The organism is Lacibacter sp. H407 (assembly GCF_037892605.1).
GTDB lineage: Bacteria > Bacteroidota > Bacteroidia > Chitinophagales > Chitinophagaceae > Lacibacter.
This window is the reverse complement of record NZ_JBBKTU010000001.1, coordinates 2960110-2980914: the sequence shown is the minus strand read 5'-3', so window position 1 is coordinate 2980914 and position 20805 is coordinate 2960110. Positions and strand designations below refer to the sequence as shown.

The following is a 20805-nucleotide window of genomic DNA, read 5'->3' as shown; positions in this document are numbered from 1 at the left end:
ACCTGCTAAAAACCGCAAAAATTACTAAACTGAGCATGCCTGCTTTAACAACAGTTATTTTTATAGTATGAACCGGAACATGCAACAACTCACAGCCATTGCGCAAAAAGCACAACGCCACATTATTGGTTTAATGAGCGGCACCTCTGTTGATGGATTGGATATTGCTTATTGCCGCATTTCAGGTGAAGGCCATAATACTAACATTGAGTTATTGGCATTTGAGACCATTTCTTATCAACCCGATTTTAAAGCGGAGATCAAATCGGTTTTCTCAAAAAAAGAAGTAGATTTTGAAAAACTTTGTTTGCTCAATCCATGGGTAGCGCAACAACAAGCTGCGATGATCAATACCTTTTTACAAAAGCATAACATCGCAAAAGAAGAGGTGGATCTTATCGCCAGTCATGGACAAACCGTTTATCATGCACCACAAGCATTGCATCAACAGGAAAAATTTGGCAATGCTACGTTGCAGATCGGTGATGGCGATCACATGGCAGTTGATACAGGCATTATTACCATCAGCGATTTCCGGCAGAAACATATTGCAGCAGGTGGCGAAGGCGCACCATTAGCTGTGTATGGCGATTATTTTATTTTTTCGAAGAAGGGTGAAGACCGCATTATGCTCAACATGGGTGGTATTGCAAACTTTACTTTTCTTCCCGGCTCAATGGATGCTGATAAAATTTTCAGTACCGATACGGGCACAGGTAATACATTAATGGATGCGTTGATGCAGCAACAATTTCCCGAAAAGTATTTTGATGAAGACGCAGCTGTTGCAAAAAAAGGAACGGTCAACGGATCATTACTAAATGCATTAAAAGATCATCCGTTCTTTCAACAATCGTTTCCTAAAACAACCGGGCCGGAATTGTTTAATCTGCAGTACTTACAAACTGCAAAAGAACGATCGGGAACAACTGATTTGAATGTGTATGATACAATAGCAACACTGAATGCATTTTCTGCGCAAACAATTGCGGAAGCGATCATCAAAACAATGCCGGCGAACAGTAATTTCCATTTATATGCAAGTGGCGGCGGCATGCACAATCCGTTGTTGATGGAGCAGATCAAACAACTGTTGCCAAACATCCCTATTCATTTAACCGGTGAATTAGGTATTAACCCCGATGCAAAAGAAGCGGTATTATTTGCAATACTTGCCAACGAATGTATTGCAGGAGGTAATATGCAATTCAGTAAAGAGTTGAAAGGAATTCCTTCTGTAACAATGGGCAAGATCAGTTTCCCGTGGTAATGAAAGCAGTTGTGTTATCAGTATCTTGCTGCTCGGCATAATTTTTTAATTGCTCCAACCCTTTTTCGAACGCCGGGCCAATGATATGATCCACAAAAATACCGTAAAAGCGTTCCCATGGATACCACCTGAGTTTGTATTCCATATACCATAGCACTTCTGTTACTTCGCCTTTGGCACCTGTGCTTCTTACACGAAATCCTCCTTTTGCATCATTCATATCTTTCAACTCGTGCAACAATAAAATTTCATCAGGATTGATCTCTTTGATCGTAATGGTTCCTGCACTGTTATACTTCACCCCCTGCCAACGAAAAAACGAACCGGGTTGATTGGTAACCGCTGACAGTTGCACAATGGCACCACTATCAGCCGTGATCCATGGCAACCATTGATTCCAGTTCTTTACATCGCTCAATTCACGATACATTGTTGTACTGTCTGCGTTTACAATAATTCCTCTTGAAATTTTTACAGAAGATGGAATAAATAAACCGATGATCGTTACAACTCCAAACAATCCTAACAACACAAACAAAAACATTTTTATTAAACGCATAAGAACAAGTTACTAATTAATAGTTCATGGTTCATAGACAGATACTTCTTACTTCAAATTCTCATTCCCATCTAAACACTTTAATGGCGATTGCATAGATGCCGATTCCCCATAAGCCGAGAATACCTAATTGTTTGCCACAGTCGATCAAATGACTTCCTTCAAAAGCCACATTCCTCATAGCATCGTTCAAATGTGTTAATGGCAACACTCTGCAAATCGGCTGTAACCACTTTGGAAAAGTATCGATTGAAAAGAATGTACCTGCCAGTAAAAACTGCGGCAATGTAAACATATTTGCAAAGGGAGGAATGGTACTTTCATTTTTCGCCAAACCGCTCACCACAAAACCAAAGCCCATAAATACGATCAACCCAACCAGACTCAATACCAGCATTTCAAGGAAGGTAACAACACCGTGCACCAATGTAAATCCAAACACAAAACGACCGATCAATAAAATGACAACAGCAGTGATCAATTGAAACAACACCCGGCTGATACCTTCACCAAATAAAATATATCCCTTGCGGATAGGTGTTGCAAAAAAACGTTTCAACACCAATTGCTGACGCAGATTAAAAAATAAAAATGCAACGCCAAACACGCCGGCACTCAACAACGAAAAACCTAACTGACCCGGTAAAATAAAATCGATTGTTTTATACACACGGCCCGGCATCGGTGGCGGCAGATCAATAGTTGCATAGGTTGGTGCATCGGGTGCAGCACGACGGTCGAGATTTACAATTACATCTTTCAAGGTTGATTGCAGAATTGCCAACCGGTCAACACTGGCGGTAGAAGTTTGAATACTGATCTTATACAAAGGAAATGAACCGCTGCTGTTGGGCTGCATATCAAGGATCGCTGTGATTCTTCCTTTCGACAAATCATTCCGCAATTCTTCTTCCGGCTTTTCCACCACACGAATGGTTTTGTACTTCAGCAATTGTTGATAAACGGCATTGTTCAGTGAAGTATCGGTTGAAGTTGTAAATCCAACACGTACTGTTGGGCTACCGCCGCCAATAAATCCAAATACCAGAATAAAGATGAGCGGAAAAGCGAAACTGAAAATAACAGCCGACGGACTTCGGAAGATGGCCCGAAAACTTGCTTTGGAAATAGCCAGCATTGCTTTCCACTGGCTGTACGATTGACTCATGCCGCAAAGCTATTTGTTTTAGTGTTGCCAACCGTAAGCCGTACAACGAAAAGTAGTCACGCTGCAAAAAGGTTAGCAACTGTATCTGCCCTATTTTTACAGCATGCCGCTGCATCATGTTTTTATTTTACTCGGAAGTAATCAAGGCCAACGGAAACAGTTCCTTCAAAAAGCTATGCAACAAATACAATTGTACTGCGGCAGCATTGTAAACGAATCATCGATTTACGAAACGGCCGCCTGGGGCAATACCAAACAGGCTTCTTTTCTTAACAAAGTCATTTCGATCCGTACCAAACTGCCGCCCGATGATCTCATGAAAAAACTGTTGGAGATCGAGCTGAACCTGGGCCGTGTACGCATCGAAAAATATGGACCACGCACCATTGATCTTGATATTTTATTTTACGACGCACTTATTTATCATTCAGCAATTGTTACACTACCCCACCCTGCTATTCAGGATCGAAAATTTGTATTGATACCGCTGGCAGAACTGTCGCCCGGAAAAATTCATCCTGTTTACAAAAAAACGATCAACACATTGCTGAAAGAATGCGCCGATCAATTGGCTGTGATAAAACATTGATAAGTTGATGTTTTTCGTCGTACAGCCCGGAGCAGCCGAAAGTAAAACATACTTTTCCACAAACTGTATAAATTGATGTGAGGATTTCTGTGCTTGCTTTAATTTGCCACCCGGATGAAGTACAACTTTGTAACTATAGAAGGAAATATTGGCGCTGGTAAAACCACACTGGCACACTTGCTCAGTAAATATTTTAATGCCCGGTTGATACTAGAAGAATTTGCAGACAATCCATTCCTGCCCAAGTTTTACGAAAACCCGCAGCAGTTCGCCTTTCCGCTGGAATTGTTTTTTATGGCTGAGCGCTACAAACAGTTGAAAGATCTGCTGCATACGCAAGACCTTTTTAACTCCATTACGATTTCTGATTATCTATTCACAAAATGCCTGTTGTTTGCAAAGGTGAATTTACCGGCCGATGAATTTCGATTGTACCAGAGTTTGTTTGATATCATCCATCAGCAATTGGTGCAACCGGAAATTCTTATTTACCTCCATTCACCCGTTGACCGTTTACAACAGAACATCAAACGAAGAAACCGCAGCTACGAACAGCAGATCGGCGACGACTACCTGCTGAGTATCCAGGAAACATATACGCAATACATCAAACAGCATAATATTAAAACACTGTTCGTTGATGCCAGCAATGCCGATTTTTTGAGCAATGAAAAACATTTGCAGGTAATTATTGATGCGCTGGATCAGGAATACGAACAAGGGCAACATTACATTACACTTCCCTGAACGTTCCGCATTTTATTAAATTGAGCGATTAGTTCATAGATTTGTTTTGTGACAACTCCATTACCAACCGATCCATTTCAGGCTGTGCGTATTACCGAATTCAGAAACTTTGCCATTGCAAGGTTTTTGTTCATTATGGGTTTACGAATGATGGGCACCCTGGTTGGCTGGTGGATGTATGAACTTACCGGCGATCCGTTGGCGCTGGGTTTGATTGGTTTGGCAGAAGTGATCCCTGCCGTTTCAATGGCGTTATATGCTGGTCATGTGGTTGATCAAAGCGATCGTCGCAATATGATCATTCGCTCTGTCTTATCGTATGGCGTTTGCGTGGCACTGTTAGTATTCATTTCCACTGCCTATTTTGAACAGCAGTTTGGGAAAGCAACAATTATCTCACTGGTGTACGTTGTAATTTTTGTAACCGGTATCATCCGTGCTTTCAGCGGACCATCGTTCGGAGCAATTATTTCGCAATTGGTTCCAAGACCCGTGCTTCCAAACGCTGTAACGTGGAGTCAGGGTACATGGTTAACAGCTTCGGTAACAGGACATGCATTGGCAGGTTTTCTCATTGCCGGTTTTGGTATTACGGGCACCTTAACAGCCATCATTTTATCGATTGCGTTGGCCCTACTCATCTTCACAACTGTTGACAATAAACCAGCACCTGCACAGGCCGAAAAGAAAACATGGGAAAGTGTGAAAGAAGGCATCCGGTTTGTGTATAAAACAAAAGAAGTATTGAGCGTATTAGTACTGGATATGTTTGCCGTATTGTTTGGTGGTGCCGTAGCCATGGTGCCGGTGTTTGCAAAAGACATTTTGAAAGTAGGGCCCATTGGTTTTGGATGGTTGAATGCAGCAGCAGATTTTGGAGCCATCGTAATTGTCGTATTACTAACGGTGTTCCCTCTGCGCAAACAGCAAGGAAAATTGCTGCTTTATGCAGTTGCCGGCTTTGGAGTATGCATCATCATTTTCGGCATCTCTCAATTATTCTGGCTATCGTTCATGGCCTTGTTTCTCGCAGGTTTGTTAGATGGCATCAGTATTGTAGTACGTGGTACTATTTTGCAATTAAAAACGCCGGATGAATTGAGAGGCAGGGTAATGAGTGTAAACAGTATGTTCATCAACAGCAGTAACGAACTGGGCCAGTTTGAAAGTGGTATTGCGGCACGACTGATGGGCGTAGTTCCATCTGTGATCTTTGGTGGATGTATGACGGTTGCTGTGGTTATTGCTACCTGGCTAAAAGCACCCCGTCTTCGAAAGTTGGAATATTGATAACTTCAACAACAAAATACTAGATTGAACTGTATAGCATTTACAACTTCACAATTGCCATAACATGAACAGAAAATTCTTTCTTCAATCAGCCACACTCGGTATTGGTGCATTGGCTTTTCAACAATCATTACTTGCACAGATCTTTCAACAGGAAGCATGGAAAATAAAAATGCTCACCGATAATATTGGTGTGTTTACAGAACGTGGAGGCACCATTCTGTTTTATATCAGCAAAGAAGGCATGGTGGTAGTTGACACGCAGTTCCCCGAACAAAGCAAGCACTTGATCGATGAATTGAAAAAGAGATCGGAGCAACCGTTCAAACTACTCATCAACACTCATCACCATGGCGATCATAGCGGTGGTAATATTTCGTTCAAAGGTTTGGTTGAAAATGTATTGGCGCATGAAAATTCAAAAGCAAACCAGGAACGTGTAGCCAAACAAAGTAAAACAGAAGACAAACAATTATTTCCTAACCAAACATTTGGCAAAACATGGAGCCAAAAGATAGGTAATGAAAAAATTACGTTGCATTATTTTGGTGCTGCACATACCGATGGTGATGCATTGATCCATTTTGAACATGCAGATATTGTACACATGGGCGACCTGATCAACAACCGTCGTTATCCGTTTATTGACCGCACAGCAGGTGCTTCCATTAAAAGTTGGATTGAAGTGTTAGAAAAAACAATCAAGCATTTTAATAAGAAAACAACATTTGTGTATGGTCATGCTTCCGAAGGATTTGAAGTGTATGGAAAAGCAAATGACATCAAAGCCATGCAGGATTATTTTGAGAAGCTATTGGTATTTGGCGAAACAGAAATAAAAGCCGGAAAAACAAAAGAAGAATTTTTAAAGAACAAATCAATTCCCGGTGTTACTGAGTGGATCGGCGGCGGTATTGAACGATCGCTTACGGCTGTGTATGATGAGTTGACGATCAAATAATAATATGTGGATCGGTATTATCATAGCAATTGTTGTAACCATTCTTTTCTTCAGTTGGGGAAGGAACAGGAATACAGCACTTCAATCAACCGACAAAAATTACTCCAGTGATGGTGGAAGTTATAATTCGTATGATGATGGAGGAGATAGTTCCGATGGCGGAGATGGTGGCAGCAGTTCTGATTAAGTTTACTCATCATTCATAGCTCATAATTCAGCATCACTTCCCCCAACGATACGTTTTAATATCGATACCCGCCAGATCCAATACACGATCAACAACAGTAGCAGCAACTTCTTCAATTGTTTTGGGCACGCTGTAAAAACTTGGAGTAGCAGGACAAATAATTCCACCGGCCAATGTAACGGTTTCCATATTCCGGATATGGATCAAATTGTACGGCGTATCACGCACCACACAGATCAGTTTTCTCCGTTCTTTCAACACAACATCAGCAGCACGTGTGATCAGATCGTTTGATACACCTGTTGCAATACGTCCCAACGTACCCATGCTGCAGGGAATAATGATCATAGTATTGTATTGTCCTGAACCCGATGCAAACGGTGCAGAAAAATCAGTTGTTGAATATACTTTGAAGGGAAGGTCCTTGTATTCTTCGTCCTGTAACTCAGTACGCCATACTTCTTTCGCATTCTCCGTCATTACAACCGACACTTCTGTCCATTGCTCTTTTACGGCTGAAAGCTTTTGCAATAAGAGTTTCGCATAGATCGATCCACTGGCGCCGGTAACAGAAATAACAATTTTATGCACGTGAAAGCGTTTAAATTTGTACAAGTAACAAAAATACTATGCAAAAGTTGCGTTTTTATTCCACCCTGTCTATTCTTTTCATCTGCATCAGTTCTTTTCAGCAACTACAGCCAAAAGAAAAATTGCAGTGGATCAGTCTGGAAGAAGCTGAGCAAAAAATGAAAGTTGAGCCACGCCCGCTTCTCATTGATCTGTACACAAACTGGTGCGGCTGGTGTAAAGTAATGGATCGCAAAACTTACACAAACCAGGAGCTGATTCAATACCTCAACACAAATTTTTACACGGTTAAGTTGAACGCCGAAACAAAAGCCGAGGTAAAATGGAAAGGCAAGATCTATAAGTTTAACCCGTCCTATAAAACCAATGACATTGCAATTGCATTTACAAACGGACAACTTTCATACCCCACAACAGTGATCATTCCCTCCATAAATGATGATCCACAGCCTATTGCAGGGATGTTGGAAGTACATGAAATGGAAATGGTTACAAAATATTTTGCTGAAAAAAAATACGGAAACGTGAGCTTCGACAGGTATGCAAAGAATTTTAAACCTGCATGGAAATAATTTAACGTTTCAACAATAATTCAAAAAAATTCTCTATTTTGCCAGCGATGATAAGGTTTAATGGTTAATGGTAACTGATTAGCGCCTCTTCCTTTTAGGAAGAGGTTTTTTTTTGCCCATAAAATTTCATTTTTTCCGGCACTCCCAACTCCTTGCAGATTTATGACAATTGCATGCAACTCGATAAAACAGTATTCAGTCTATTTGAGTGATGATAAGGTTTAATGGTTAATGGTAACTGATTAGCCAAATCCCCTCCTTTCCAGGTGGGGATATTTTTTTTACAAAAAACTGTAAACGAAAAAGGCCCCGAAAGGGCCTTTCTAAAATCGATCAGTAAAAACTTATTTCATTTCAATAACAGAACTCGCAAAGATCATATACATCGGACCGGTAGGAACAAACGATGCAGGCATATGCCCGTTCTTTTCTTTCGGGATACTCACAATAGTTCTGTTGCCGAAAGTGGCTACTTTGTAAAAATTATATTTCGCCATTGTTGTACGGCTGTTGAGGCGATCATCCAATGTATTTACACCGTCAGGCCAGGTTGTTTCTTTTGAATAGCGGATAATTTCATCGAGCAACGCTTTGTTATTTAACTGAGCACTTACTTCTCTGCGTTCTGCATCCGACATGTTATAGGTTGAATACATTTCGCCCAGATCAGTAACAGCAACCTGTTTTGCTTTTTTTCCATCGATCATAAATGATTTGGAGCAAGCTGTAAAAACGGATACAAGTAATAAGAATACAAACGCACGTTGAACTGTTTTCATACTATAAATTTATTGTTTTGATGAAGATCGATTGATACCACACAACAGAACGGATACTCGGTCGTACACATCGTTTTGTTTAACGATATGAAAATAAAGATTAATTCCCGACCATCAAGAATTTAACTGTGAGTACATGTTAAAAGCACAACAATTTTATTTTTCAGCAATTAACTTTTCCAGTACATAATACGTGATCGGACAAAAAGTACTGTTCTTAAGCGTTAGCTGCGGACGTTTCAAGATCACATCTTCATCGGTATAAGGGAAACGTTCACAATCGGATGGACGCACATCATAAATACCACAATAATTATCAGCACCGAGAAAAGGACATGGCTTGCTTTTCACAACATAATCACCCTCACTATCGAGATAGAGATATGTTTCGATAAAAACACTTTCTTTCATCCGCAGGTGTTTGCTGATTCGTTTGATATCCGGCGTTTTAAATCGTGGTGAATAATTTTTGCAACAGTTGGCACATTGCAGGCAATCAATTTTTTCAAACGCTTCTTCGTGCAGATCGGGCAATTGCTTCAACACCTTATTCTTGTTGGCACGTTTTAAAAACTGGCCATACAGTTTTTGATGCTCAGCAGATTTTTTTTCCCAATTCTCTAGTAATTCATCAGCCATACTGCAAATGTAATTGTTAGGCGAAAGCGGCAAGCTATTTGAACCGGCAAAGAGAAGCTGCCGCTTGAATTCGATTCATTCAAAAAAATCAATAAAAAACTTGCGAAACCAAATGATTGCACATATATTTGCAACCGAACGGTTTCTTAAAGCCGTCTTATAAAATGAGAAGAGATGTATTTCAAGCGATTGCCGATCCAACAAGGCGGGCCATTATTGTTTTGATAGCCACCCAGGCAATGACGCCCAACGCACTTGCCGAATGTTTTGATACCAGCCGCCAGGCAATATCGAAACACTTACGCATTCTTACTGAATGCCAGTTGGTAAAGCAGGAACAAACAGGCCGTGAGATCTATTACCATTTCAACCCAAAAAAAATGAAAGAAGTGGCTGACTTTATTGAGCCTTTCAGGCAAATGTGGGACACAAGGTTTAATCAATTAGACAACTTATTATCAACTATAAAACCAATAAAAAAATGAGCAGCAATCAAACAAACATTACAAAAGATTTTCAGGAAAGATCAATTGTAGTATCAAGAGAATTTAACGCTCCGCTTCCATACGTATGGCGTGCTTTTACTGAAAGCGACTTACTTGACAAGTGGTGGGGGCCTTCACCCTGGCATGTTGAAACAAAATCGCAGGACTTTAAGCCGGGCGGATCATGGGTGTATGCGATGGTAGGTCCTGAAGGGCAGAAACATTGGGCACGTATGGATTATATTTCCATTACACATCATAAAGGATTTGAAATAAAAGATAGTTTTTGCGATGAAAACGGTGCAATCAATCAAGAGCTTCCTGTTTCTACCGGCAGCAACACATTTACTGAAACAGCAGGAGGCACCAAAGTAGCATTCAAAATGATCTACCCAACTGAAGCAGCGTTGCAAACAATTGTTGATATGGGCTTTGAACAGGGCATTTCAATGTGCTTTGATCAACTGGAAGAATTACTTAAGGATAAATAAACGAAGTTTCAAGCTTTTAGCTGCAAGCAAATACAATGCATCATGGTTTTTATTTTAGTGAATTTAAAAGATGCAGAAGCAAGCTTGCAGCTTGTAGCTAGTGGCTAATAGCCTTCTACCCCTGCTCAACCGATTTCACAGTCTTTCCCCACCTGCTAACATGCGTTTATTTGAATTGGTTCTACCCGTAACTTTGCACGTCTTTAATTTTCAGCTCTCACAAGGTTAAATTAAAGTCAACTGTAACCCAGTTTTTACTATTCCAGACCTGAATAAACGTAAAAAAGCACATGAATCTTTTTGAAGCGCAACAAAACGAATTTTCCCGTCGCCACATTGGTACCACCGGAGCTGAAGCAAGTCTGCTCAAAACCGTTGGAGCAAACAATATGGAAGAGCTCATCAGCAAAACAGTACCAGCCTCTATCCGCAACCATGAGAAAATGGATATCCCGGATGCAATGAGTGAAGCTGACCTGCTGAAGCACCTGAAAGATGTTTCACTCAACAACAAACTGTTTAAAAATTATATCGGTCAAGGGTATTACGATACCATCACTCCTTCTGTGATCTTACGTAACGTTTTTGAGAACCCGGGTTGGTACACACAATACACGCCTTACCAGGCTGAAATTTCACAAGGCCGCCTAGAAAGCTTGTTGAACTTCCAGACAATGGTGAGCGACCTTACCGGTTTGCCCATTGCAAATGCTTCCTTGCTTGATGAAGCAACTGCAGCAGCTGAGGCAATGAACATGCTGTTTCACCATGTAAACCGCACAGATGTTATCAATGCGCCTAAGTTTTTTGTAGATAACGAAGTGTTCCCGCAAACAAAAGATCTGTTGATCACACGTGGTACGCCCATGGGCATCGAGATCGTGTTTGGTGATTACAAAGAAGCGTCTATTGATAAAACATATTTCGGTGCGTTGGTTCAATACCCAAACAATATTGGTTCGGTAGAAGATTATCGCCAGTTTATTCAGCGGGTACAGGCTGTTGGTGGTTTTGTAGCAATGGCAACTGATCTGTTGGCATTAACGCTGTTGACTCCTCCGGGCGAACTGGGTGCAGATGTTGCGTTTGGTTCAGCTCAACGTTTTGGTGTTCCTCTTGGTTATGGTGGGCCTCATGCTGCGTTCTTTACTTGTAAAGATGAATTCAAACGTTCCATCCCCGGACGTATCATCGGCGTAAGTATTGATGCACAGAACAACCGTGCCTTACGCATGGCCTTACAAACACGTGAACAACACATCAAACGTGAAAAAGCAACTTCAAATATTTGTACTGCACAGGCATTGTTGGCTAACATGGCAGCGATGTATGCAGTGTATCATGGTCCGCAGGGCTTGATCAACATTGCAACACGTATAGCATTGCTTGCACAAACTGTTGCTGACAGTTTAAAAGAAAGAGGCTTTGCATTAGCAAGCGATTTCTTCTTCGATACCATTGCAGTAAAAGTAAAAGATATTGCAACTGTAAAAGCAAAAGCAGAAAAGCAGGAAATCAACCTGCGTTATGTTGATGGCAGTACAATTGTTATTTCATTGGATGAAACAACTAATATTGACGACCTGTATGACCTCATCAATTGTTTTGTAAATGATGTTGATCCTGTAAATTTTGCAGTGGAAGACGAAGTTGTTCTCCAACACATCCCTGTTGTATTGGCAAGAACAAGTGCGTTCCTCACACATCCTAACTTCAACACGCACAACAGCGAAAGCCAGATGATGCGTTATATCAAGCAACTGGAGAATAAAGATCTTTCGTTGAATACTTCCATGATCTCGTTGGGAAGTTGTACAATGAAGTTGAACGCTGCAACACAAATGATGCCGTTGAGCTGGGCACATTGGAGCAAGATCCACCCGTTTGCTCCTGCTGATCAAACAAAAGGTTACCAACAGATTCTTGATGAATTGGCACAGTACTTAAATGTGATCACCGGCTTTGACGCATGCAGTTTACAACCTAACAGTGGTGCACAAGGTGAATATGCAGGTTTACTTGCTATTCGTGATTTTCATTTAGCAAATGGTCATGCAAACCGCAATATCATTCTTATTCCTATTTCTGCACACGGCACAAATCCTGCAAGTGCAGTAATGGCGGGCATGAAAGTGGTGGTAGTGAAAGCGTTGGAAAATGGTTACATTGATGTGGCTGATTTTAAAGCAAAAGCTGAACAACATAGTGCAAATCTTGCAGGTGTAATGATCACTTACCCGAGCACCTACGGCATCTTTGAAGAAACAGTAAAAGAAATTTGTGAGATCGTTCATCAGCATGGTGGACAGGTTTACATGGATGGTGCAAATATGAATGCGCAGGTTGGTTTAACATCACCCGGATTGATTGGCGCAGATGTTTGTCATCTTAATCTGCATAAAACATTCGCTATTCCTCACGGTGGTGGCGGCCCCGGCATGGGACCCATTTGTGTGAAAGCACATCTCGCTCCTTATCTGCCCGGACATATAAACCAAGGCACTAAGGGTGCTGTTAGTGCTGCTCCTTATGGCTCTGCTTCTATATTGCTTATCAGTTATTCATACATACGTTTACTAGGTGCTGATGGTGTAAAACGTGCAACAGAGTATGCTATCCTCAATGCAAACTATATGAAGGCAAGACTGGATAAAGATTTTGATATTCTTTACACCGATGAGAATGGCACCTGTGCACATGAATTTATTGTTGATCTGCGTCCGTTTAAAAACACAGCCGGTATTGAAGCAGAAGATGTTGCCAAACGTTTGATGGATTATGGTTTCCATGCACCTACCATGAGTTTCCCTGTACCGGGTACCATCATGATCGAACCAACAGAAAGTGAGGACAAAGCCGAGTTGGATCGTTTTTGTGATGCAATGTTGAGTATTCGCCAGGAGATCCGTGACATTGAAGAAGGCAAGTCAGACAAAGCAGATAATCCGTTAAAGAATGCACCGCATACACAACATGTAGTTACGGCTGATGAATGGAATCATGCCTATACAAGACAGCAAGCTGCATTCCCATTGTATTATGTAACGCTGAATAAATTTTGGCCAAGTGTGAGCCGCATCAACAATACATATGGTGATCGTAATCTCATTTGTACCTGTGAGCCGGTGAGCAGTTATGCAGAAGAAGAAGCGTAATTCAATAAGCAATAGATAATTGGTAATAAGTAAACGTCCCGCTCAGTTAGCGGGACGTTTTTTTTAACAGAAAGATTCAATATTTTCATATCTCAAACTGATGCAATGTTTAAAAAGTTATTTAAAGTATTTAATTCAGGCAATGAAGCAAGCGATATTGATCTCTCGTTAGGCTACCACCGCTTACACGAGTTCAAGCTACTTCTTGAACAAAAAAATTACACTGCGTTTGAAAAAGAATATGAAAAACTTGAATGGGATGCAAAAACTTTATTGTGTGAAGGCATTGGGTTAAACCCATCCTGCGAGCAGAGTATAGCAGCTTGGGCAATGACAAATCCTTCTTCCTACATAGCAAATTTATTTGCCGGAGTTTCATTTACATCGCAGGCATGGATTGCCCGTACCGGTGCACAAGGCTCAGAAGTCTCAGAAGAAAGAGCCCAGCTTTTTTTCGATTTTCTGGAAAAAGCTGCCAATCATTTAAAAATTGCAGACGAAATAAATCCTGACGACGCTGAAACATGTGCCCGAACGATCAGGGTTTATATGGGTTTAGGCGTTGAGAGAGAAGTAACGGAAGGATACTTTATTGCAGCTAATAATATTCAAGAAGGGCATTTTATGGCGCATATGATGATGATCAATTATCTCACTCCAAAATGGCGTGGGTCGATTGAAGAAATGTATGATTTCGCAAACAATCAATTTGCTGAATCCAATAGTACCTTATTGATGACCTTGCCACTGTTTGCTATTATCGAAGAATGGCTTTACTATGGCATGACGGACGAAAAAGACAGTGAAGAACAGGTTTTCAAAAACGAAGACTTAAAAGAAACAATAAAAGTAATGTATAGTGATTACCGTGAAGAAGCAACAAACAGTCTGCTGATTCCTTATTTATACAACTATTTCGCTTTTGTTTTTCATATGTTTAAAGAGCCGGAGCTTGCAAGAGATGCGGCTTCAAAAATACAAGGCAAAATGACAGTATATCCGTGGGCGTATATCGGTCTCGACAAGAACAAGCAATTGCAAGAACTTTAACTAAAAAAGTCCCGTTCAGAGAGCGGGACTTTTTTTTTATTTCAACACATCTGACAATGGCACTAATTCAATTTTTTGATTGTACTTCATCATTTCATTCAACAAAGCCGTATGTCCTGATCCGAATAATATTAAGATACGTTCCTCTTTCCCATCTAAACGTTTCAGTATATTTTCATAAATAATCATGTTTCTTCTCCACCACTCGCTTGTGAGATACGAACCCACATGATTACCTTTCTCGCCAGCAATAAGAAATTCATAGTACATCCCTACTGCCAATTGTATATAAGCAGGCGAATTATGATGCAACAGAATTTCTTTCACTGTTTTTGTTTTCAGTGATTCGTTAAATTCTTTTTCAACAGCTTCAATGGTTTGTTTGATCATTCCTAAAAACTCAAACTGCTTTGCGGCAGTTGCCGACTTCATTAAGCTGTCGAATGGAAAATTTGCTTCCGTATAATCCACCGCATACAGACCTGCGTGATTCAGCTCTTTTGCCACACGGTAAGCAATTTGATGTGTTTCTGAAGCACCGAGTTTAAGTTCACCTGCTTTGTATTTATTAAAGCTGCTGTCCAGTCGCTGTTGTCGTTCCACAGGCATCTCAATAAAAATCTTATCGGGTCTGAATTGTTTGATCTTCTCTACTACTTCCACCACTTCTGCCTGCCGTTTGGCAGACAGGATATTGGCGTTCTCAAATTTCGCCACATCCAGTCCCGGGTTATCAAAATGAAAACTTCCCAACAATAACACCTTGGTTTTCTTTTGTTGTGCATTGCCCGCTGTTGCAACAAATGAACATAAGAGGCAGAGAATAAATAGCTGTTTCATATAAACGTTTTGCGTATTACGATAAAGCTATTTTAAACGTTACAGTTAAACACATTTTTCCTGCTGAAGTGTAGCAATTATTCGATGAAGCGTACTTTACTGATCTTATTTCCTTCGATTGTATAAACAGCAATGGCTCTTACAGGCTTAGGACCAAACCCAGTTACACTTTCATAATCGATGACGGTATTTCCCAGCACCATCCGGTTTACCAGTTCGCAATGAAGATTAGTAACTTCTTTAAAAAGACGGCTGTACATCTCACGCATTTGCGCTTTGCCCTTACCAATCAATTTATCAGGATACTCATACAATTCAATACTATCGCTGTATGGAGTAAGAAAAGCATCAATATTTCGGGCGTTATAAGCATTGAGTTGCTGCTGCACCAACAGCTCTGCTGTTACCTTCAACAGTGTATCTCGTTTAATAATCTGACCACGGTTGATGACGAAAGCAATATCATTTACGTGTTGTAAACTGTCGAACGGATTTTTATTCAACAGTAGCAGGTTAGCCAGTTTCCCGTTTGAAATGGAACCCATTTCTGTTTCCTTGCCAAAGGCGATCGCCGCATTCCACGTACAGGAACGAAGAATTTGCGCATTGGTTAAACCGGCATCTTTCATTGCAAGCAACTCTGTATAAAACGAAGACGCATGTTGTGTACCGATGTTGCCGGCATCGGTTCCTGCAACCACATTTATACCTGCGTCTGCAACAAGCTTCATATTGCGGGAAATGATACTGTCTTCCTTTGAGGGGATCTGTACCTGTTTACGTATTGACATATAACTGAACCCGATCTCCTTTTCAGGCAAATGCTGTAAATCGAACAAAGTACCGAGAGCAAACGGATTGGCATACGTAAGATCATGCGCACTGATGCGATGTTGCTGACTAAACACTTCCCTGTATTTTGCAGCAACAATAGCAGTAGGAATATAGGTTACTTTCTTCTGCTTCATCATCTGTAAAAACGATGCATCAAGCAATTGGTCATCCACACTATGCACCAAAATATCAGCACCGGCTTCCACCGAAAGTTTTGCTGTTTGATATTCGGTTGCATGTACACAAACCTTCAAACCATTCTTATGACTTTCATCAATTGCCGCTTTTACAATTGGCAGCGTGCTTGCTGCAGATTGGTTGGGCAAAACAATATACCAAATCTTGATAAAGTCAGGCTTATAAGGCAGTTGTTTGCGCACAAGCTCCCTCGCCTCTTCTTCTGAATTTACTTTTACGATCGGTGGATCTTTGGGATCAAGGTTCGGAGGCTGGAACGTAGAGATCAACGGACCTGTTACCCACGCATTTGGCATAAGCGTACTACTTTCGTTTTGCGTTTTTACTTCATAGTTACTAAACGGACCGCCCACATCTGCAACAGTTGTAATACCACAGGCAAGGTAGCGACGCATCAAATCAGTATGATTATCCCTGATCCACTGTTGATCTTTTTCATATGAATAGAACTTACCAAGATTCACGGCATCAGGTCTTGTATACAAACCACCGCTTTGAAAAAAATGAATATGTCCATCAACCATACCGGGCATCAGGTACTTACCGCTGCCATCAATGAGTTGCACATTGTCAGGAATTTTGTCGCCTGCTTTATACTTTATCAACTGTTGAATACGGTCGCCCTTCAGCACAACTGTCATTCCGGGTTGTGTATTTCCATCTTTTGTGTTGACGATTGATACGTTCGTGATCCAGGTTGTTTTTTGCTGGGCAGTTAAACTAAATAAGAGCAAAAAGAAACAGAAGGAAAGAAAAAATTTCATATAATTTGTTTTGGTTGGCATAGTCTAAGTTAGCCAAAAGAGAGTAACGGCCAAAAGTGTGACATCCGTTTCCCCATAGGTGATGGAGTGACAACAGTAGATAAACAAACATAAAAAGACACAAACAAAATATTTAAATTTATGGTTGATGTTTCAACGATTACTTATTTGCCTGCTGCTGTTAACTGTTACGGAACTGCGGGCACAGGTATGCACGCTTCCCGGCCAAACACCTGCCACTGCTTTCCTGATTTGCGGGAATGGAAGTTATGAACACGCAACACTGGCTCCCTGCAGAAACAATGGTTTTTTTGTTGCCGGTTGTACAAATTCAAATACCAGCTATGGAGACAACAACCCGGTTTACTATAAATTCACTTGTAACACATCAGGTACATTTTCTTTCAGTATTATTCCGAAAAACAATGTTGATAATTACGATTGGTTTCTGTTTGATATTACGGGCCGTGATCCACAGGATATTTTTTCAGACAGGAGTTTGAGTATTATCGGCAACTGGTCGGGCAGTACCGGACCAACAGGTGCGTCAGCATCAGGTGTCAGTTTTACACAATGCAGATCGTTACCGCAAGACGGACTGAAACCAACATTTGCAGTATCACCGCAACTGCAAGCAGGCCGAACTTATTTGTTGATGGTGGGAAATATGGATAACACACCAGCCGGATTTACATTGGCAGTTGGTGGTGGCTCGGCCGATATCAGTTCACCGGCTGCAGAACTTACAAGCATCAGCAACAGTTCCTGTATTAACAACGAATTGGTTCTTCGCTTCAGTAACAACATACGCTGTAACAGCATTGCTGCTGATGGAAGTAATTTTCGTATTACACCTGCTGCAGCTTTTTCAATCAATACAGTCAGTTGTACGGGTAATGCTGAAACGGATTCGGTCATTCTTCGTTTTACAAACACGTTAACGTCGGGCAGCTACAGTATCAGTTTACAAACCGGAACCAATGGAACTACACTCACGGATATTTGTGGCAATACGATTCCAAACGAAACACGCACATTCGATGTGTATCCTTTTTCTACGATCACATCTGCAGAACCTGAAAGTTGCCGACCAAAAAAAATAAACATCCGTTTAAGCAAAGAAGTTTCCTGTAGCTCTGTATCAGTTAATGGCAGCGACTTTACGATCACCGGCCCATCATCTGTTACTGTTATAAAAGCAACAACAATCTGCACAACAAATTATACAAACGCTATTGAACTAGAACTGCAACAACCACTCGTAACCGGCGGCCTTTATACAATTTCAATCAACAATGGTAGTGATGGTAATACATTGATCAACGCCTGTAACGATGTAACACCTGCCACCACTTCATTCAGCTTCGAATTAAAAGACACTGTGAATGCATCGTACACGTATGCCATTGCAGCAGGTTGCACTGAAGACAGCGTTTCTTTTTCACATCCGGGTGGCAACGGCATTAACAACTGGTATTGGGATTTTGGAAATAATCAAATCAGCAAAGAACAATCACCGGTAATATTGTTTGCTAACAGCGGTTACATACCTGTTCGTCTGGTAGTCAACAACGGATTTTGTGCTGATACAAGTACACAGGAACTTTTTCTTCAGGAGAAAATGAATATTGACTTTGAATTCGCCGATACAATTTGTGCAGGAGAGCAATTATTAATTGTTGATAAAAGTACAAATGCAAAATCCTGGCTTTGGGATCTTGGCAATGGCAACAGCAGTACATTAAAAAATCCGCCGCTGCAGAATTATCCGCAATCGAACAGCTCCTACCCGATCACACTCACCATTAGCGACAGCATCTGCGCTCTTACAGTTACCAAAAACCTCACCGTTCAATCATCGTGCAGCATTATAATGCCCAACGCATTTACTCCAAACAGCGATGGTATTAATGATTCGTTCGGGCCACTGCAAACCGGCTTGGCGAATGGTATGGAACTGCTTATCTATAATCGTTACGGTCAGCTTATCTTTCAATCGCAGCCAAACAATCTGAAATGGTTTGGCACTATGAACGGCAAAAAACAACCGCCAGGTTTATATAGCTGGCGGTTGAAATATACTGATCAATTATCAGGCAAAACATTCCTTCAAACAGGAACAGTTTTACTATTGCGTTGATGCACTCATTACAAAGCTGTCTTCTTTTTCCAGAAATAATATGAAAGTATTCCCGGCACGATCCACATCAACATCCCCAGCATTTGCGGATCAAATTTTCCAGCCACAGCAATGCCCGAGTAAACGGCTGCAGTAAGATCAAAGAACAAACCGGCATAGGCCCATTCTTTAATCGTTTTGTAACCGGGAACAAGCAGAGCGATGGCTCCAATAATTTTTGCCCAACTGATGAATTGAATAAAATAAATGGGATAGCCCAACATCTTATGAAAAATTTCAACGGTTTGTTCATTCGGACCAATACCGCCTACAGATGAAAAAATCATCAGGCCGCTAAACAGAATTGTAAATACCCAATACAGAATGTTGATTGTTTTTGGTTTCATACTAATTGATTAAAGGTTTACAAGAAAGGTTGATTGTTTGTGTTTCGGTTAAAACAAAAGTAAACGCTCTTTTGGTAGCAACGCCTGTCCTCATACGACAATTTAAAGGGTCAATTGCGACCATCTTTACAACGGATGAGTGACTATCTTTTCAAATCCTGTTGCTTCAACAAACATAATTCCATAAACGGCAGAACAATTCCTCTTAAAAGATTGTAACTTATGCATCTAAAAATCAACATGCAGATGGATCAGCAAATTATTAATCTCTACGACGAGTACACACACAAACCACTTCCACGCAAAGACTTTATGAAGCGGTTGGCTATTTTAACAGGCAGTACTGCAGCAGCAGTAGCTATTCTTCCTTTTTTGGAAGGCAATTATGCCAAAGCAGCTGTTACACCAAGTGATGACCTGTTTACAGAATATATCACGTATCCCGGCGTAACAGGTGAAATGAAAGCATATGTAGCCCGCCCAAAAAAAGAAGCGAAGTATGGAACAGTTGTGGTGATACATGAGAACCGTGGATTAAACGCACATATTGAAGATGTGGCGAGACGTGCAGCAACGGCAGGTTTTTTAGCGATCGCTCCCAACGCATTGGCTCCGCTGGGTGGCACTCCTGCCAATGAAGATGAGGCAAGAACACTCTTCACTAAACTCAATCAACAGGAAACACAAACCAATTTCATCAACATCTTCAACTATCTCAAAACAAGAAAAGACAGCAATCAAAAATTTGGCTGTGTTGGTTTTTGTTGGGGCGGTGGCATGGCAAATACTTTAGCAGTGAATGTTCCTGAATTAAAAGCAGCTGTTGCATTCTATGGCCGGCAGGCAGCTGTGGCCGATGTGCCTAAAATAAAAGCAGCCGTGCAATTACATTACGCATCACTTGATGAACGTGTAAACGCAGGAGCGGCAGCATACGAGCAGGCATTGAAAGATAACAAGGTGACGTATGAATTACACATGTATCCCGATGTGAATCATGCATTCCATAATGATACTGCTCCTACACGTTATAACGAAGCGGCAGCAAAACTTGCATGGCAACGAACCATCGATTTTTTCAAAAAACATTTAGGATGATCTTTTCACTAT

General features: G+C 40.9%; 21 protein-coding genes. 13 read left to right on the top strand and 8 right to left on the bottom strand.

Annotation, left to right across the window (positions count from 1 at the left end):
- Nucleotides 1-79: 79 nt before the first annotated feature.
- Complete coding sequence (locus WG989_RS12890; protein ID WP_340429931.1) at nt 80-1270, top strand: anhydro-N-acetylmuramic acid kinase; 1191 nt, start codon at nt 80-82, stop codon at nt 1268-1270.
- Here WG989_RS12890 and WG989_RS12885 read toward each other — a convergent pair.
- Nucleotides 1254-1829, bottom strand: coding sequence for an SRPBCC family protein (locus tag WG989_RS12885; protein WP_340429930.1), 576 nt, complete (start codon nt 1827-1829; stop codon nt 1254-1256). The two genes, WG989_RS12890 and WG989_RS12885, sit on opposite strands and share 17 nt — an antisense overlap.
- A gap of 61 nt (nt 1830-1890) precedes the next feature.
- Nucleotides 1891-2997, bottom strand: a complete 1107-nt coding sequence (locus WG989_RS12880; RefSeq protein WP_340429929.1) for an ABC transporter permease — start codon at nt 2995-2997, stop codon at nt 1891-1893.
- A 103-nt stretch (nt 2998-3100) separates the two neighbouring features.
- Between WG989_RS12880 and folK the strand changes: the two genes are divergently transcribed.
- The 5 genes from folK to WG989_RS12855 all read left to right on the top strand — a co-directional run bounded on the left by folK (nt 3101) and on the right by WG989_RS12855 (nt 6771).
- Nucleotides 3101-3586 carry a 2-amino-4-hydroxy-6-hydroxymethyldihydropteridine diphosphokinase gene (gene folK / locus WG989_RS12875; protein WP_340429928.1) on the top strand — a complete coding sequence of 162 codons (486 nt, stop codon included), beginning with the start codon at nt 3101-3103 and terminating at the stop codon, nt 3584-3586.
- A 114-nt stretch (nt 3587-3700) separates the two neighbouring features.
- Nucleotides 3701-4333, top strand: a complete 633-nt coding sequence (locus tag WG989_RS12870; protein ID WP_340429927.1) for a deoxynucleoside kinase — start codon at nt 3701-3703, stop codon at nt 4331-4333.
- Nucleotides 4334-4381: 48 nt separating this feature from the next.
- Entirely contained in the window at nt 4382-5623 is a 1242-nt protein-coding gene (locus WG989_RS12865; protein ID WP_340429926.1) for an MFS transporter, read from the top strand.
- Nucleotides 5624-5687: 64 nt separating this feature from the next.
- Nucleotides 5688-6584, top strand: coding sequence for an MBL fold metallo-hydrolase (locus tag WG989_RS12860; RefSeq protein ID WP_340429925.1), 897 nt, complete (start codon nt 5688-5690; stop codon nt 6582-6584).
- Nucleotides 6585-6588: 4 nt separating this feature from the next.
- Nucleotides 6589-6771 (top strand): hypothetical protein, encoded by a 183-nt coding sequence (locus WG989_RS12855; protein ID WP_340429924.1) that lies wholly within the window; start codon nt 6589-6591, stop codon nt 6769-6771.
- A 33-nt stretch (nt 6772-6804) separates the two neighbouring features.
- Here WG989_RS12855 and WG989_RS12850 read toward each other — a convergent pair whose 3' ends face one another.
- Nucleotides 6805-7362, bottom strand: a complete 558-nt coding sequence (locus WG989_RS12850; RefSeq protein WP_340429923.1) for a UbiX family flavin prenyltransferase — start codon at nt 7360-7362, stop codon at nt 6805-6807.
- A gap of 38 nt (nt 7363-7400) precedes the next feature.
- Here WG989_RS12850 and WG989_RS12845 point away from each other — a divergent pair, with 38 nt between their 5' ends.
- A complete protein-coding gene (locus WG989_RS12845) occupies nt 7401-7934 on the top strand; it encodes a thioredoxin family protein (protein WP_340429921.1) in 534 nt (177 codons plus the stop codon).
- Nucleotides 7935-8278: 344 nt separating this feature from the next.
- Here WG989_RS12845 and WG989_RS12840 read toward each other — a convergent pair whose 3' ends face one another.
- Both WG989_RS12840 and WG989_RS12835 read right to left on the bottom strand, forming a co-directional pair.
- Nucleotides 8279-8713 carry a hypothetical protein gene (locus tag WG989_RS12840; protein WP_340429920.1) on the bottom strand — a complete coding sequence of 145 codons (435 nt, stop codon included), beginning with the start codon at nt 8711-8713 and terminating at the stop codon, nt 8279-8281.
- A 156-nt stretch (nt 8714-8869) separates the two neighbouring features.
- The gene (locus WG989_RS12835; RefSeq protein WP_340429919.1) at nt 8870-9352 is read right to left on the bottom strand and encodes a YkgJ family cysteine cluster protein; all 483 of its coding nucleotides are present in this window, start codon (nt 9350-9352) and stop codon (nt 8870-8872) included.
- Nucleotides 9353-9516: 164 nt separating this feature from the next.
- On the opposite strand from WG989_RS12835, the gene WG989_RS12830 reads away from it, so the two are divergent.
- The 4 genes from WG989_RS12830 (at nt 9517) to WG989_RS12815 (ending at nt 14533) form a co-directional block, all read left to right on the top strand.
- A complete protein-coding gene (locus tag WG989_RS12830; RefSeq protein ID WP_340429918.1) occupies nt 9517-9837 on the top strand; it encodes an ArsR/SmtB family transcription factor in 321 nt (106 codons plus the stop codon).
- Nucleotides 9834-10328, top strand: coding sequence for an SRPBCC family protein (locus WG989_RS12825; RefSeq protein WP_340429916.1), 495 nt, complete (start codon nt 9834-9836; stop codon nt 10326-10328). Before WG989_RS12830 ends, WG989_RS12825 begins: the two co-directional genes overlap by 4 nt.
- Before the next feature lie 290 nt (nt 10329-10618).
- Entirely contained in the window at nt 10619-13483 is a 2865-nt protein-coding gene (gene gcvP / locus WG989_RS12820) for an aminomethyl-transferring glycine dehydrogenase (protein WP_340429915.1), read from the top strand.
- Nucleotides 13484-13588: 105 nt separating this feature from the next.
- Nucleotides 13589-14533, top strand: a complete 945-nt coding sequence (locus tag WG989_RS12815; RefSeq protein WP_340429914.1) for a DUF4034 domain-containing protein — start codon at nt 13589-13591, stop codon at nt 14531-14533.
- A gap of 36 nt (nt 14534-14569) precedes the next feature.
- Here WG989_RS12815 and WG989_RS12810 read toward each other — a convergent pair whose 3' ends face one another.
- Entirely contained in the window at nt 14570-15373 is an 804-nt protein-coding gene (locus WG989_RS12810; protein WP_340429913.1) for a DUF5694 domain-containing protein, read from the bottom strand.
- Between the two features lie 77 nt (nt 15374-15450).
- Complete coding sequence (locus WG989_RS12805) at nt 15451-17169, bottom strand: amidohydrolase family protein (RefSeq protein ID WP_340429912.1); 1719 nt, start codon at nt 17167-17169, stop codon at nt 15451-15453.
- Between the two features lie 148 nt (nt 17170-17317).
- Between WG989_RS12805 and WG989_RS12800 the strand changes: the two genes are divergently transcribed.
- Nucleotides 17318-19309, top strand: coding sequence for a T9SS type B sorting domain-containing protein (locus tag WG989_RS12800; protein WP_340429911.1), 1992 nt, complete (start codon nt 17318-17320; stop codon nt 19307-19309).
- Nucleotides 19310-19317: 8 nt separating this feature from the next.
- On the opposite strand, the gene WG989_RS12795 is transcribed toward WG989_RS12800, so the two are convergent.
- Nucleotides 19318-19695 carry a DoxX family protein gene (locus tag WG989_RS12795; RefSeq protein WP_340429910.1) on the bottom strand — a complete coding sequence of 126 codons (378 nt, stop codon included), beginning with the start codon at nt 19693-19695 and terminating at the stop codon, nt 19318-19320.
- Between the two features lie 222 nt (nt 19696-19917).
- Between WG989_RS12795 and WG989_RS12790 the strand changes: the two genes are divergently transcribed.
- Nucleotides 19918-20793, top strand: a complete 876-nt coding sequence (locus tag WG989_RS12790) for a dienelactone hydrolase family protein (RefSeq protein WP_340429909.1) — start codon at nt 19918-19920, stop codon at nt 20791-20793.
- Nucleotides 20794-20805 lie beyond the last annotated feature (12 nt).